Genomic DNA, 15,533 nt, shown 5'->3' on the forward strand with positions numbered 1-15,533 from the left:
TCTCCGTACCGGGCGGGGTCCTTTTGCGTCCCCGGTCTTTGCGGAGCAGACCCGTTGGAAAGCCGGGATGCAGCTGCCCGGAGCGATCACCGGTAAACTCTTGCGGTATTTGCCCCGGAGAAAGGACACCTGCGAGTGTCAGCACCCAAGCAGCACGCTGCCGCTCTGCACCCCGTGAATCAGGGGGCGCCCCCAACTGCCGAACGCCGTTACCGGCCCGAAGTCCAGGGCCTTCGCGCCCTGGCCGTGGTGCTGGTGGTTGTTTACCATGTGTGGCTTGGCAGGGTGTCCGGGGGAGTGGATGTCTTCCTGCTCATCTCCGCGTTCCTGCTCACCGGGTCCTTTGTCCGCAAGGCCGAAGCTGGCCGCGCGCTTGCGCTGGGCCGCTACTGGCTGCACATGTTCAAGCGGCTGCTGCCTGCAGTTGCCGTTGTGCTCCTGGCCGTACTGGCCGCAGCCGCGGTCCTGCTGCCTGCCAGCGTGCGCCAGGACCTCATCGGACAAACCTGGGCGTCCCTGTTCTATGTCCAGAACTGGGCCCTGGCGAACAACGCCGTCGACTACCTCGCAGCGGACCACAGCGCCGCCAGCCCGCTGCAGCACTTCTGGTCCCTGTCGATCCAGGGACAGGTCTTTATTCTCTGGCCCCTGATCTTCGCCGCGGCTGTGCTGCTGGCACGGCTCACGGGGAAAAGCTGCCGGTTGATCCTGGCCGCCATCTTCACCACGGTGTTCGCGGCCTCGCTGACGTTCTCCGTCTGGGAGACCGGTGCCAACCAGGCCTATGCCTATTTCGACACCCGGACCCGGCTCTGGGAGTTTGCCCTTGGCTCGCTGCTGGCCCTGGCGCTTCCGTATCTTCGCCTGGGCAGGCGGGCCCGGATCCTGCTTGGCTGGGCGGGTGTGATTGCCATGCTCAGCTGCGGAATCATCCTGCAGGTCCAGCAGCAGTTCCCCGGCTACCTGGCGCTGTGGCCCACACTCGCGGCAGCAGCGGTCATCGCCGCCGGAGACACGGGAACCCGGGCCGGTGCGGACCACTGGCTCAAAGCCAAACCGCTGGTGATGCTGGGCAACAATTCCTACGCCTTGTACCTGTGGCACTGGCCCGTCCTGGTGTTCTGGCTCATCGCTTCCAAACAGGAGAACGCCGGCATCGTCGACGGCGCCGTCGTTGTTGCCGTCTCCCTGCTGCTGGCCGTCCTGACCACCAAACTGGTGGAAGTGCCGCTGCGCGAATGGGCCTGGCCCCAGACAGCCCCCTGGCGTTCCGCCATGGTCCTGGCCGCATCCTTCGCCCTGGTTGCCGCCCCGCTGGCCGGCTGGCAGGCCCGGGTGGATGCCCAGGCGGAGGCCGTTCGCCTGCAGTCGATCGCAGACAACCCGGGTGCGCTTTCCCTGGACCCGGACTTTGAAATGGCTTCGGCTACCCAGGCGCTGGTGAAGCCCGCACCGTCGGACATGGACCAGGAATGGGCACAGCTGGACGAGCCCTGCGAAGAGGGAGTTGCCCCCGCGGCCGGAAACTTGCTGGAGAAACACTGCAAACAGATTGGCAGTGCAGACGGCGCAGCGAAAACCCTCGTGGTCCTGGGCGACTCCCACGCCATGCAGTGGACCGCTGCGCTGGGTCCGGTCGCCCTTGCCAATGACTGGCACGTTGTTACGGTCCTGAAGATGGGCTGCCGGTACGGGGCAGAAGACCCCGACCGGTCCGAGGGCTGCAACGAGTTCAACCAGGCTGCCGGTGACTACGTTATGGACCTGATGCCGGACGCTGTCTTTACGGTGGCGTCGGTGACCCGGGAATCGGTTCCGGACGAAACACTCGCCGGAGGCTACGACGACGGCGTCCGCGGCTTTGCCGAAGCCGGCATCCAGGTCCTGGCCATGCGGGACAACCCGCGCTTTGAGTTCGACATGTTCAAATGCCTGGAGTCCAATGACTTCAACGCGCAGGCGTGCCACGTGCCGCGCAGCCAGCTGCTGACCGAAACGTCCCCGCTGGAGGGCCTCGAGGCGCGGATTCCCGGAGTCCGGGTGCTGGATATGAGTGACCAGTTCTGTTTCGAAGACGCCTGCCCGGGAATCATCGGCAACGTGATTGTCTACAAGGATCACGACCACCTGAACCGCACCTATCTGGAAACCACCTCGCACGTGCTGGCCGAACGTATCCTGGCCGTCACCGGGTGGGAGGGCGTGACCGTGCCGGGAACCACATAACGGATCTTCCGGCGGAATAGTGGGGCCCGCAGATTTCGTTCTACGATTGAGTGAATAACACTTGGAAGAAATCCTGGATAGATCCGGCCGTGATCGACCCGGTCGCCACCACACATCTTCAGTCCTGAAAGAGGCGCGCACTTGAGCCAGCAGTCCCCAGAACACGATCCGTTCGGCTTCGTCGGACTTACCTACGACGACGTCCTCCTGCTGCCCGGCCCCACGGACGTCATCCCGTCCGAAGCCGATACCAGTTCCCGGCTGACCAAGCGCATCACCGTTCAGACTCCGCTGCTTTCCGCCGCGATGGACACGGTCACCGAATCCCGCATGGCAATCGCCATGGCACGCCACGGCGGCCTGGGCGTGATTCACCGCAACCTTTCCATTGCGGACCAGGCGGAGCACGTGGACCGCGTCAAGCGCAGCGAATCCGGCATGATCACCAACCCGGTGACGATCGACCCCGACGCCACCCTGCAGGAACTCGACGACCTCTGCGCCCACTTCCGCGTCTCCGGCCTGCCGGTCGTTGACCCGGATAACAAGCTTCTGGGCATCGTCACCAACCGCGACACCCGCTTCATCCCGCGCTCTGAGTACCCCACCCGCAAGGTCGGGGAAGTCATGACCCGCATGCCGCTGATCACCGGGCGCGTTGGAATCACCCCCGATGAAACCGTTGAGCTCCTGGGCAAGAACCGCATCGAGAAGCTCCCGCTGGTGGACGATGCCGGACGTCTCCAGGGCCTGATCACGGTCAAGGATTTCGACAAGGCCGAGCAGTACCCGTTTGCCACCAAGGATGACGAGGGCCGGCTGCGCGTCGGTGCCGCCGTCGGCTTCTTCGGCGACGGCTACGAGCGCGCCATGGCACTGGTTGACGCCGGCGTCGACGTCCTGGTGGTGGATACCGCCAACGGCCACAGCGCAGGCGTGCTGGAAATGATTGCCCGCCTGAAGAAGGACCCCGCCGCAGCCCATGTGGACGTCATTGGCGGCCAGGCAGCCACCCGCGAAGGGGCCCAGGCGCTGATCGACGCCGGTGCTGACGCCATCAAGGTGGGCGTAGGCCCCGGCTCGATCTGCACCACCCGCGTCGTTGCCGGCGTTGGCGTTCCGCAGATCACCGCCATCTACGAAGCAGCCAAGGCTGCAATTCCTGCCGGTGTTCCGGTCATTGCCGACGGCGGCCTGCAGTACTCGGGCGACATCGGCAAGGCGATCGTTGCCGGTGCCGACACCGTGATGCTCGGCGGACTGCTGGCAGGCTCCGCGGAAAGCCCCGGCGACCTGGTGTTCGTGAACGGCAAGCAGTTCAAGACCTACCGCGGCATGGGCTCCCTGGGCGCCATGCAGACCCGCGGAAAGAACACCTCCTACTCCAAGGACCGGTACTTCCAGGCCGATGTGCCCAGCGACGAAAAGCTGATCCCCGAAGGCATTGAAGGCCAGGTGCCCTACCGCGGCCCGCTGTCCGCCGTCGCGCACCAGCTGGTTGGCGGCCTGCGCCAGACCATGTTCTACACCGGTGCACACACCATCGCCGAGCTGAAGGCCAAGGGCCGCTTCGTCCGGATCACCCCCGCCGGGCTGAAGGAATCCCATCCGCACGACATCATGATGACCGCCGAAGCGCCGAACTACGGCCGCCGGTAGGCCCTCATAAGCAGGCAGGCACCGTTCCCGGCCGGGAACGGTGCCTGCTTCTTTTAAGGACTGGGATAACCTAGAGCAGTGACTAACGAGATAGAGATTGGCCGTGGCAAGCGTGGGCGCAGAGCCTACTCCCTGGATGACGTAGCGATTGTGCCTTCCCGGCGCACCCGTGATCCGCAGGATGTCTCGATCAACTGGCAGATAGACGCCTACCAGTTCGAGATGCCGGTTATCGGCGCTCCCATGGACTCGGTGATGTCTCCTGCAACTGCCATCGCGCTGGGCCGCCTGGGCGGGCTGGGAGTGCTGAACCTCGAGGGCCTGTGGACCCGCTACGAGGACCCGCAGCCGATCCTGGACGAAATTGCCGTCCTCAGCGAAGAAAACTTCAACCCCTCGGCCACCCGCCGGCTGCAGGAAATCTATGCTGCGCCGATCCGGGCCGAGCTGATCACCTCCCGCCTGGCGGAGGTACGCGAAGCCGGCGTCACAGTCGCCGGGTCCCTGACACCGCAGCGCACCCAGGAGTTCTACAAGACTGTCCTGGCCGCCGGCGTCGACATTTTCGTGATCCGCGGCACCACAGTCTCCGCAGAACACGTCTCCAAGAACGTTGAACCGCTGAACCTCAAGCAGTTCATCTACGAACTCGACGTACCCGTCATTGTCGGCGGAGCCGCCGGCTACACCCCGGCCCTGCACCTGATGCGTACCGGTGCTGCCGGCGTCCTGGTCGGTTTCGGCGGGGGAGCAACGACGACGACGCGGCGCGCCCTTGGCATTCACGCCCCCATGGCAACTGCCATCTCTGACATCGCCGAAGCCCGGCGCGACTACATGGACGAGTCCGGCGGACGGTACGTCCACGTGATCGCCGACGGCGGCATGGGCACCAGCGGCGACATCATCAAGGCCATCGCCATGGGAGCCGACGCCGTCATGCTCGGCTCCGCGCTGGCACGTGCCGAGGAAGCCCCGGGCCGCGGCTGGCACTGGGGACAGGAAGCACACCACAGCGAGCTGCCCCGCGGAGACAGGGTCCACCTGGACACAGTCGCCCCGCTGAAGGAAGTTCTATGGGGTCCCTCACACCACACGAACGGAACCTCCAATTTGATGGGGGCTCTGCGGCGGGCAATGGCAACCACCGGATACTCTGACCTGAAGGCGTTCCAGCGGATCGACGTGCTGGTATCGCCATACCTTTACAACAACTGAGCTTTTCCAACCCCACCACCCCCGGGGCACGCTTCAGAGAGGAATCTTGACCATGGCAACAGATGCACTCAGTCCGGAATACCGCGAAGCAGCCCTTGAGAGACTGCGGGCCACAGCTGAACCGGGGGGACAGCTTGATGTCCTCATCGTCGGCGGCGGCGTAGTTGGAGCCGGTGCGGCACTGGACGCCGTCACCCGAGGCCTCAAGGTGGGCATGGTTGAAGCACGGGACTGGGCCTCCGGCACGTCCTCGCGCTCCTCCAAGCTGATTCACGGCGGCCTGCGCTACCTCGAGATGCTCGATTTCGCGCTGGTCCAGGAAGCATTGAAGGAACGCGGCCTGCTGCTGCAGCGCATCGCACCGCACCTGGTCAAGCCGGTGCCGTTCCTGTACCCGCTGACCAAGCGCTTCGTGGAACGTCCCTACGTGGGTGCGGGCATCTTCCTGTACGACACCCTGGGCATGACCTCCGGAAACTCCCGCGGAGTTCCCATGCAGAAGCACCTCAGCCGCCGGGGCACCCTGCGGGCTGCGCCCAGCCTCAAGGATGACGCCATGATTGGTTCCATCCGCTACTACGACGGCCAGGTGGACGACGCCCGCTATGTGGCGAACATGGTCCGCACGGCCGTGCACTACGGCGCGGCCGCCGTGAACCGCCTTTCCGTGGTGGACTTCCTCCGCGAAGGGGAACGGGTAGTCGGCGCCCGGGTACGTGACCAGGAGACGGGCGAGGAATTCGACATCGCGGCCAGCCAGGTGGTCAACGCCACAGGTGTCTGGACCGACGAGACCCAGGCAATGGTTACCGACCGCGGACAGCTGAAGGTCCGGGCATCCAAGGGCATCCACCTGGTGGTTCCCCGGGACCGCATCCAGTCCACCGTCGGCATGATCCTGCGCACCGAAAAGTCCGTGCTCTTTGTGATCCCCTGGGGACGGCACTGGATTATCGGCACTACGGACACCGACTGGAACCTGGACAAGGCCCATCCGGCGGCCACCTCGGCGGACATCGACTACCTCCTTGAGCATGTGAACCGCGTCCTGAAGCGCCCGCTCACCCGGGAGGACGTTGAAGGCGTCTACGCCGGGCTTCGTCCGCTGCTGGCCGGCGAGAATGACTCAACTGCAAAACTCTCCCGCGAACACGTCGTCGCGCATCCTGTGCCGGGACTGGTGGTGGTGGCCGGCGGCAAGTGGACCACCTACCGCGTCATGGCAAAGGACGCAGTGGACGAGGCCGCACGCGCCCTGGATGAAAAGGTGCCCGAATCCTGCACCCAGACCATCCCGCTGCTCGGCGCCGTCGGCTACAAGGCGGCCTGGAACCGGCGCCACCGCACCGCTGAGGAGTACGGAATCCACGTTGTCCGGGTGGAGCACCTGCTCAACCGCTACGGAGCCCTGGCCGGTGAGGTCCTGGACCTTATCGCTGCCGACCAGACCCTCGGCGAACCGCTCCCTGGAGCTGATGACTACCTCGGCGCTGAAGTCGTGTACGCAACCACCCATGAAGGCGCCCGGCACATCGAAGATGTGCTGGCACGCCGTACCCGGATCTCGATTGAGTCCTGGGACCGCGGTGTCTCGGCGGCGCCTGTGGTGGCGGGCCTGATGGCGCCGATCCTGGGCTGGGACGAGGCACGGGTGGAGGAAGAAGTCCGCCACTACCGCGCCAGGGTCGAAGCCGAGCGGCTCAGCCAGGAGCAGCCGGACGATATTTCCGCCGACGCTGCCCGGCTGGCAGTCCAGGACATTGCACCGCGCTGAACCAGGAGCCCAACGGCATGAGTGATCTCAGTCTGAATGCGTCCGGCGCCGTCCTGACCGATCCTGAAATGGTCATCCTGGAGATGGAGGCCAAGGACCGGGACGACGCCGCGGCGCAGCTGGCCGAACGGATGTACCGGCAGGGGCGGCTCAAGGACCTGGACGGGTTCCTGAAGGATGTCACCGCCAGGGAACACCAGATGGCAACCGGGCTGCCCGGCGGTATTGGCCTGCCCCACGCCCGCAGCGTGTATACGGTCAAGACATCCATTGCCGTTGGGATCTGCAAGTACGGGCACAGCGTGGACTTCGGCGCTTCCGATGGCCCGGCTACGGTGGTGCTTCTGATCGCCACCCCGGCCGCGGCCTACTCGGAACACCTGGAGGTGCTGGCCACGCTGGCCCGGTCCCTGTTCCGGCCGTCGTTCCGGGAATCCCTGCGCCGTGCGCAGGACCCGGAAGTCATCGCTGAACTGATCAACTCCTCGCTCGTGTTCTTTGACCACTGAGGCCCCCTGGAGGCGGCATTGGGTTTTCTACACGACTACGAAGTACCGTTAAGCCGTGCTTAAGACTGCCCTGCAACCGCGCTGGATCGCCGGACTCCTGTTTGCCCTGGCCATATCCACCGTGTTCGTGCTGCTCTCCGAATGGCAGTTCTCGGCAGCGGAAAGCGAGGGGCCGCCGCCCGCAGAGGACACTGAGGTTGTCCGTCCGCTGACGGAGGTCTTCACACCCGGTGTGCCGCTCTACGGAACCCAGGCGGACCAGATGGTCACGTTTACCGGGTCCTTCCAGCCCGAGGACCAGGTCCTGATCGGGAACCGGCTGCTGGACGGCGAAGAAGGTTACTGGGTGGTGACCTCCTTCGACGTCGACGGTGCCCCGCAGGATGCATCGATCCCCGTCGTGCGGGGCTGGACTGAAGACCCAGGCAATGCCGGAACGGCCCCCGACGGCGATGTCACCATCACCGGCCGGCTGCTGCCACCTGAGGCCCCGATCGCGGGTCCCGTCCCCGACGGCACGATCGCTGCCCTCTCCAGCGCGGAGCTCGGCAACATCTGGGACGAGCCGCTGTATTCGGCGTTCGTTACCGCCCACGAGACACTGGTGGACGGAGTTCCGGCCGAATCGGGCTTGGAGACCGTGACGGTCGCCCCGCAGCCGCAGGAAACCACGATCAACTGGCTGAACATCTTCTACGCCGTTGAATGGGTCGTGTTCGCAGGCTTTGCCGTGTTCCTCTGGTGGCGGCTGCTTGCCGACTCCTACCAGCGCAGCCTTGAAGAAGACGAATACGAAGATGACGACGAATTCGAAGATGACGACGAATATGCCGACGGGCAGGGCGAAGGCACCGGCCCAACTACCAGTGAGGTAAAGAAGTGAGCGACCCCGCAGTCACCAAGAAGCCGCGGCCCAGGAAGAAGAAGCGGCGCTTCGGAGGCACACACGCGCAGATCCGGACAGCGCTGGCTTTCTACAAGGTCTCCTCGTGGGTGACCGGCATCTTCCTGCTGCTCCTCGTAGCCGAGATGATCATGAAGTACGTGCTGGACATTCCGCCGGTAATCGTCGGCGGGCTGAACCTTTACACGGCAGTGCTCATCGCCCATGGCTGGCTATACGTGGTCTACCTCTTCGCCGACTTCCGCCTGTGGCAGCTGATGCGGTGGCCGTTCTCCAAGTTCATCGTGATTGCCCTCGGCGGCGTGGTGCCGTTCCTCTCCTTCATCGTGGAAGCCCGCACCCACAAGCAGGTGCTGGCTGAGCTGGAAGCCCACCCCGAGGCAGCCAAGAGATACTAGCCACCTTCTCCGGCGCGATGTGCGGGAGAAGTCCTGCGGCGACTATCCTTGGAACCGTGACTAATCCCGCGACTCCTCCCATTGAAGAGCGCCCCGTCCTCGTAGTGGATTACGGTGCCCAGTACGCGCAGCTTATTGCCCGGCGCGTACGTGAAGCCGATGTCTACTCTGAGGTCGTGCCGCACACCTACAGCACCGAAGACCTTCTGGCCAAGAACCCGGCAGCGATCATCCTGTCCGGCGGCCCCTCCAGTGTTTACGCTGAAGGCGCCCCCAAGGTGGACCCCGAACTGTTCGAATCCGGTGTTCCGGTCTTCGGCATTTGCTACGGATTCCAGGCGATGGCTGCCGCCCTTGGCGGCAAGGTCGCGGAAACCGGCCTGCGCGAATACGGGTCCACGGATGCGTCAGCACTTGGTGCCCCGCGCTCCATCCTCGAAGGAACGCCCGAGCACCAGAACACCTGGATGAGCCACGGCGACAGTGTCCAGGAAGCACCCGAGGGCTTCGAAGTCCTGGCCAGCACCGCCGGAGCTCCGGTGGCAGCTTTCGCCAACGAGGAAAAGAAGCTCTACGGCGTGCAGTGGCACCCTGAGGTCAAGCACTCGGCCCACGGCCAGCAGGTCCTGGAGAACTTCCTGTTCAAGGGTGCAAGGCTGGACCGCAGCTGGACCACCGGCAATATTGTCGAAGAGCAGGTGGAACGGATCCGTGAACAGATCGGTTCAGCCCGTGTGATCTGCGGCCTTTCCGGCGGTGTGGACTCCGCCGTAGCCGCTGCCCTCGTGCAGCGTGCCGTGGGGGATCAGCTCACCTGCGTTTTCGTTGACCATGGACTGCTGCGCGAAGGCGAAGCAGAACAGGTTGAACGTGACTTCGTTGCTGCCACCGGCGTCAACCTTTACGTCGCCAATGAGCAGGAGCGTTTCCTGAACGCGCTGGCCGGGGTCACTGATCCCGAGACGAAGCGCAAGATCATCGGCCGTGAATTCATCCGCGCGTTCGAAGAAGCCGAGCGCGCCATCATGGCCGAGGCCAAGGCATCCGGGGAACCGATCCGCTTCCTGGTGCAGGGAACCCTGTACCCCGACGTCGTCGAATCCGGCGGCGGCGAGGGCGCAGCCAACATCAAGAGCCACCACAACGTGGGCGGGCTGCCCGAAGACATGCAGTTCGAGCTCGTGGAGCCGCTGCGGCTGCTGTTCAAGGACGAGGTCCGTGCCGTTGGCCGTGAGCTCGGCCTGCCGGCGGAAATCGTCGGACGCCAGCCGTTCCCCGGCCCCGGACTCGGAATCCGCATCATCGGCGAAGTCACCAGGGAACGCCTGGACCTGCTGCGCCGCGCTGATGCCATTGCGCGTGCAGAACTGACTGCCGCGGGCCTGGATGACGACGTATGGCAGATGCCGGTTGTGCTGCTGGCTGATGTCCGCAGCGTCGGTGTGCAGGGCGACGGCCGGACCTACGGCCACCCCATTGTCCTGCGCCCGGTCTCCAGCGAAGACGCGATGACGGCGGACTGGTCCCGCCTGCCGTACGACCTCCTGGCCCGGATCTCCAACCGGATTACCAACGAGGTGGACGGCGTGAACCGGGTGGTGCTGGACGTTACCAGCAAGCCGCCGGGAACGATCGAGTGGGAGTAGCATCATAGAGCGCGGGGGACGGCTGAACAGCCGTCCCCCGCGTTGCTATCCGGAGCTATGAGGTCAATTGACGATAGCTTGGAAGGTATGCCAGTTTGGTCGAGATCGTCGCGCGGAAGTGCAGGAAAGAGGGCATCAGTGTCTGAGCAGAATCCCGGGGACAGCGCCTCGGACTTCCTGCTGCCGTGGCTGGCCGGACTCGGCCAGCACGCCGGTTCGGACACGCTGCTGCATTTCACGGTCAGCCCGGAAAGCAGCATCGACCTGACCCATGCGCATCCTTCCGGACTCGCACAGCTGCTGGCCGGCAGGCGGACCCGGCTTTCCACCCTCCTGCGCGATGCCGACCATTACCGCGTGGCCATGCGCGCGGCCCGGGCGCTGCGCGCCAAGATCTATGAGCTGGGCTCTGACCGGGGGCTCGACGTCGGTTACCTGGCCGCCGGAACCGCGTCCTGGCGCTATGCCTCCGATGAGGCACTGCGCCCGGAGTCCCTCACCGCTCCTGTGCTCCTGACCGCAGTCAGCCTCACGGTCCATGCATCCCAGGACGACTACGAGCTCCAGCTCACCGGCAAAGCTGAACTGAACCCCGCGTTCATCCGCCACCTCCAGTCGCAGCAGGGGCTCGACGTCGACTCTGACGCGCTGGCCCGTCTCGCCTACGGAACTGCCCGCTTCGATCCCCACCCGGTCCTGGACCGCCTGCGCGCCCTCACAGAGGGTGTGCGCGGCATGAACATCGAGCACCGTCTGCTGGTTTCGACCTTTGCCGACCTTCCGGACCTGGCCGAAGACACCGCACTGGACCCCTCCCATCCGATCCTCCGTGCGCTGATGGATGCCGCCGTTGATGGCAGTTCAACTCCCGCCGAGCCCGCCGACCCCGGACTGCCTCCGCTCGATGACCGTGCGCCGGCCGATGAGCTCCTGGTCCTGGACGCGGACAAGGAACAGCAGGAAGTCCTGGACCTGGCCGGAGCCGGCGTATCCCTGGTAGTTTCCGCACCCCCCGGAACGGGGCAAACCCAGACCGCCGTCAACGCAGCCGCCTCTCTTGTGCACGCCGGCAAATCCGTGCTGGTGGTGGCTGAGCGCCGCGGAACGCTGAACGAATTCGTTTCCGCCCTGGACAGCCTGAACCTGGGATCGATGGTGCTGCAGCTCGGCGCAGGGCTGAGCGAGGAAGCGCTGCGGGACCGGCTGGTCCGGGCAATTGTCCGCAGCGAGAAGGCAACCGAACCGAACCTGGGCAACCTGCATAAGGTGCTGCAGGAGAGCCGGCATCAGCTGCGGGACCATGTGAAGTCCCTGCACAACGTCCGGCAGCGCTGGGGGTGCTCGCCCTACCAGGCCATGCAGTCCCTCGCGGAGCTGACTTCCATGACGCCGGCCCCTGCAACCACGGTCCGCCTGAAGCGCAGCGTCCTGGACAGCATCACCGACCGCACCGAGCTCACCGGCCGGCTCCGCCGCGCCGCAGAGCTGGGCAGCTTCTCCCGGGCGGCGGTCTCCAGCCCGTGGTTCGGGGCCAAGCTCCTAAACCGCAAGGAGACCGAAGCAGCCCACAAGCTGACTGAGGAGCTGGCCGAGGCGCTGCCGCAGCTGCGCGCCCGCGTGCAGGAAGTCGCCGAACACTCCCAAATCCGGCTGGGGGAGACTTTTGCCCAGTGGGGTGAGCAGCTGGAACTGCTCGTTGCTGTCCGGGAAAGCCTGGACAAGTTCACCCCGGACATCTTCGACCGCCCAGTCACCGATCTGATCTCCGCCACAGCCTCTTCCTCCTGGCGCCGCGAACACGGCGTGGACATGAGCTCCATGACCAGGTCCCGCCTGCGCCGGGTCGCCAAGGAGTACATCCGCCCGGGCGTGCATATCTCCGACCTGCACACCTCTCTGGTACAGGTCCAGCAGCAGCGCCTGGTCTGGGCCCGGTACGCTACCACCCAGCGCCACCCCTCGGTCCCCACCGGACTTGCCGACCTGAACCGCACCTACCTTGAGGTCAAGGAGCAGCTGGACACCCTGACCCGCATCCTCGCAGGGACACCCGACAAACCGGACCTTGCTGCCCAGTCGCTGGACGACCTGGAGAAGAAACTGAGGGCCCTCGCCGGGGACAAGGAGACACTGGAAACGCTTCCCGAGCGCACGCTGCTGGTGGACGAAATGCGGGGGCAGGGCCTCGGTGAGCTGCTGGACGACCTCGAAGCACGCGAAGTCACGCCCCGCCAGGTTGGCTATGAACTTGAGCTGGCCTGGTGGCAGTCTGCCCTGGAAGCCATGATCAGCGGCGACGACTACCTGGCCATGTCCGACGGAGACAGCCTGCGCAGGCTCGAGGCCGAGTACCGGCTGGCGGACAACGCGCACATTGCCTCCGGTGCCTCCAGGCTGCGCTGGGGACTGGCCCGCCGTTGGAGCGAGGGGATCAAGTCCCAGGCCAAGGACGCAGCCCGGCTCAAGGAAACCATCAAGACCGGACCGCTGACCGTGGACTCGCTGTCCAGCCAGTCCGACGAACTCGTTACCTCCCTGCTGCCTGTATGGGCCGCCAGCCCGCTGCTGCTGCCCATGATGCTGCCGGGGACACGGCGCTTCGATGCGCTGATCATCCTGGACGCCGAGTCAATGAGCCTGCAGGCCGCGGTTCCGGCAATCGCCCGGGCCGGACAGGTCATCGCCTTCGGCGACGGAAACCTGGATGGCCCGAAGCCATTCAGCATCAACGTCCAGCGACAGGAGTCCGGGGCCGCTGATGAACTGCCCAGTGCCTTCGATGCACTGTGCCGTATCCTCCCGTCCCGTACCCTCTCCACCGTTTACCGCGGCACCGACAAGCACCTGCTGAAGCAGCTGAGTGATGAGTTCTACGCCGGACGGCTGTCATGGGTTCCCCGCGGCGATGAGGTTGCCACTGGCGAACGGCCCCTCACCGTGGAGTACCTCGCTGATGGCACGGGCATGCCCAGCGCGGACCAGGAAGGCGTGGAAAGCGTCTCCGCCGAAGTGAACCGGGTTGTCGACCTGGTCTTCGAACACGTCCGGCGGCGGCCGAGCCAGTCCCTGGCCGTCATTACCGCCAGCCCACGCCACGCGGTACGCGTGGCTGAAGCAATCCGGGTGCAGATGGCCAACTTCCCCTGGGCATCGGACTTTTTCGCTCCGGGCGCCGAATCGTTCCGTGTTGTCCCGGCAGACCGTGCCGCCGGGCTGGTCCGCGATGCAGTGATTTTCTCCCTCGGCTTCGGCCGTACCCCGCACGGACGGGCGCTGCACAACTTCGGTCTGCTCTCCGAACCCGGAGGACGGGGCCGGTTCGTGAATGCGATGACCCGTGCCCGCCACCGCCTGCATGTGCTGACATGCTTCCAGCCCTCTGACCTTGATGAGTCAAGGCTTGGCCATGGTGCCAAGGACTTCTACCAGCTGCTGGTGCGGGAGCTTGACGGCAGCCCGGTTGCCGCGGCATCCAGGGAACGCTCCGCAGGGAACTCGATCATGTCCGACGATCCGCTGGTGGCGGACCTCGTTGGCCGCCTCCGCTCACGCGGGGCGGAAGTTTGGGACCACTACGACGACGCCATCGACATTGTTGCTACGGTCCGGCGGTCTGCGGATTCTGATCCGGCGGTTCCCATGGCCATCGAGTCCGACGGGACATCCAGGTACCGCAGCATGAGCGTCCGCGAAAGAAGCCGGCTGCGCCCCCAGTTGCTGGAACGGCTCGGCTGGCGGTACATGCCGCTCTGGACCATTGAAGTGTTCACCGATCCGGCAGCGTGCGCGGATCTTGTTGGACGTTATTTGGGACTGTCCGCCCCCGCCCCGGAACCGGAACCTATCCGTGAAGCGCACACGGCAGCTGCACCGGTGAAAGTAGTACCGCATGGCAGCACCAGAATCCGGCCCAGGTCGGAAGAACAACCCAACCCGGCTATCCGGGCCGCGGCAGCAGCTGCGGCTGCGGCCGGCGGAATCGACAAAGCGAATGAGCCAAGAACCGAGAAATGATCCCGCAGCGGAAACATCCGGCGCGAATGCTGAGTCCTCGCTGACCAGTCCCGCTGCGGACAAAGGTTTACCCGGGGCACAAGCACCGGCGCGCAGGCGTGTCCCGCGCCGAAGCACGTCTGCGCCTACAACCCTGAAGCAGGCAGCAGCGCTGCTGCACACCGCACCGGCTTCCGCATCGGAGCCGGCCGGGTCCCGGTCTGAGGGTGCTGAGTCAGGCCCGCCCGAAAGCGGCGGGCGGGGGCGCAGGCCCGGCACTGCCGGTCCGGGCCTTATTCCCAAGAAGGCGGCCGAAGACGACCCGCGTGCCTGGGGCGACCGGCCCGATGATGTGGCCGCCTGGCTGAAGGAACAGCGCCCTCCGCACTGGGGCTGAGGCCCGGGAAGCGTCTGCGCAAACGCCCCTGATGAGCTGCCCGGTAACTCAGGCCTACCCGCCGTTCGGAACAAGATAGAGCTGGCTCTGCGCTGAGGCTACCGCGAGGCGGGCAGCGTCGGCGGCCGGCGCTGCTACCACAACCAGAGGGCCCTCATCGGGGCCGGACCACGGCCCGGGGCCGCTGTCTGCCGCCGTAATCCAGAGCACCGGAACAGCTGAAGCCAGAACATCCAAAGGGCCCGCGCCGTCGAATCCTGTCTCCGAAGCCGCCACCACGTCTACAAGAACTCCGGGGGAGAGGAGCGCCGCGGCTGCTGGATCTGCCGGGCGCAGCGGAACAGCGGACGAGCCTTCGGCCGCTCCTGCGAGCATGCCGTCTCCTATCAGGAACGAGTCATTAATGACTGTGCCTTTGCGCAGCGGCACCGCCAGCTGCTGTCCTGCGGCCTGGCCTGGATCCGCGAACGCCCCGGCGGGGACCGCTCCGGGCGGAAGCTGCACCAGCCGCAGATCCCGGGAGGCAAGCACATGCCCTGAAGGCAGGTCTCCGGCGGCAGCCGCAACGGCAACCGTTCTGGGTTCCTGGGGAAGCAGGGACTGGACCGCCAGTCCGCATGCGGCAGCAGCCAGTACGCCGGCGAGCAGGCGGCGCCGCCTAACCAGGAAGCGGTGGAATTTTCCCCGCCCAGATTGCGGTCCGGACCGCCCGGTCTCCGGCTGCCGGGCTGCCCGGACACCGGAGCGGGCAGGTTTCCGGCGACGTGCACGGGAGGATGAACCGCGTCTGGATCTAATCAACATGCGCC

Annotated in this window: 11 protein-coding genes; 10 read left to right on the forward strand and 1 reads right to left on the reverse strand. The window is 65.6% G+C overall.

Annotation, left to right across the window (positions count from 1 at the left end; all coding sequences use genetic code 11):
• Window positions 1–135: 135 nt before the first annotated feature.
• The 10 genes from AO716_RS02770 to AO716_RS17410 all read left to right on the forward strand — a co-directional run bounded on the left by AO716_RS02770 (window position 136) and on the right by AO716_RS17410 (window position 14,724).
• Complete coding sequence (locus tag AO716_RS02770) at window positions 136–2,226, forward strand: acyltransferase family protein (protein ID WP_235471980.1); 2,091 nt, start codon at window positions 136–138, stop codon at window positions 2,224–2,226.
• A 141-nt stretch (window positions 2,227–2,367) separates the two neighbouring features.
• Entirely contained in the window at window positions 2,368–3,885 is a 1,518-nt protein-coding gene (gene guaB / locus AO716_RS02775) for an IMP dehydrogenase (RefSeq protein ID WP_055239415.1), read from the forward strand.
• A gap of 78 nt (window positions 3,886–3,963) precedes the next feature.
• Window positions 3,964–5,103, forward strand: a complete 1,140-nt coding sequence (locus AO716_RS02780; RefSeq protein ID WP_055239416.1) for a GuaB3 family IMP dehydrogenase-related protein — start codon at window positions 3,964–3,966, stop codon at window positions 5,101–5,103.
• Window positions 5,104–5,155: 52 nt separating this feature from the next.
• Entirely contained in the window at window positions 5,156–6,877 is a 1,722-nt protein-coding gene (locus AO716_RS02785; RefSeq protein WP_055239417.1) for a glycerol-3-phosphate dehydrogenase/oxidase, read from the forward strand.
• Between the two features lie 17 nt (window positions 6,878–6,894).
• A complete protein-coding gene (locus AO716_RS02790) occupies window positions 6,895–7,386 on the forward strand; it encodes a PTS sugar transporter subunit IIA (RefSeq protein WP_055239418.1) in 492 nt (163 codons plus the stop codon).
• Between the two features lie 55 nt (window positions 7,387–7,441).
• Complete coding sequence (locus tag AO716_RS02795; RefSeq protein ID WP_055239419.1) at window positions 7,442–8,269, forward strand: SURF1 family protein; 828 nt, start codon at window positions 7,442–7,444, stop codon at window positions 8,267–8,269.
• Complete coding sequence (locus AO716_RS02800) at window positions 8,266–8,688, forward strand: DUF3817 domain-containing protein (protein ID WP_055239420.1); 423 nt, start codon at window positions 8,266–8,268, stop codon at window positions 8,686–8,688. The genes AO716_RS02795 and AO716_RS02800 overlap by 4 nt, the downstream gene beginning before the upstream one ends.
• Before the next feature lie 56 nt (window positions 8,689–8,744).
• A complete protein-coding gene (gene guaA / locus AO716_RS02805; protein ID WP_055239421.1) occupies window positions 8,745–10,334 on the forward strand; it encodes a glutamine-hydrolyzing GMP synthase in 1,590 nt (529 codons plus the stop codon).
• Window positions 10,335–10,472: 138 nt separating this feature from the next.
• Entirely contained in the window at window positions 10,473–14,348 is a 3,876-nt protein-coding gene (locus AO716_RS02810) for an AAA family ATPase (RefSeq protein WP_055239422.1), read from the forward strand.
• The gene (locus AO716_RS17410) at window positions 14,326–14,724 is read left to right on the forward strand and encodes a hypothetical protein (protein ID WP_160317901.1); all 399 of its coding nucleotides are present in this window, start codon (window positions 14,326–14,328) and stop codon (window positions 14,722–14,724) included. Before AO716_RS02810 ends, AO716_RS17410 begins: the two co-directional genes overlap by 23 nt.
• A gap of 54 nt (window positions 14,725–14,778) precedes the next feature.
• Here the strand turns inward: AO716_RS17410 and AO716_RS02815 are convergent, their stop codons facing one another.
• Window positions 14,779–15,528, reverse strand: a complete 750-nt coding sequence (locus AO716_RS02815; protein WP_082413261.1) for an SAF domain-containing protein — start codon at window positions 15,526–15,528, stop codon at window positions 14,779–14,781.
• Window positions 15,529–15,533 lie beyond the last annotated feature (5 nt).

The sequence above is a fragment of the Arthrobacter sp. Edens01 genome (assembly GCF_001307035.1).
Taxonomy (GTDB): domain Bacteria; phylum Actinomycetota; class Actinomycetes; order Actinomycetales; family Micrococcaceae; genus Arthrobacter_B.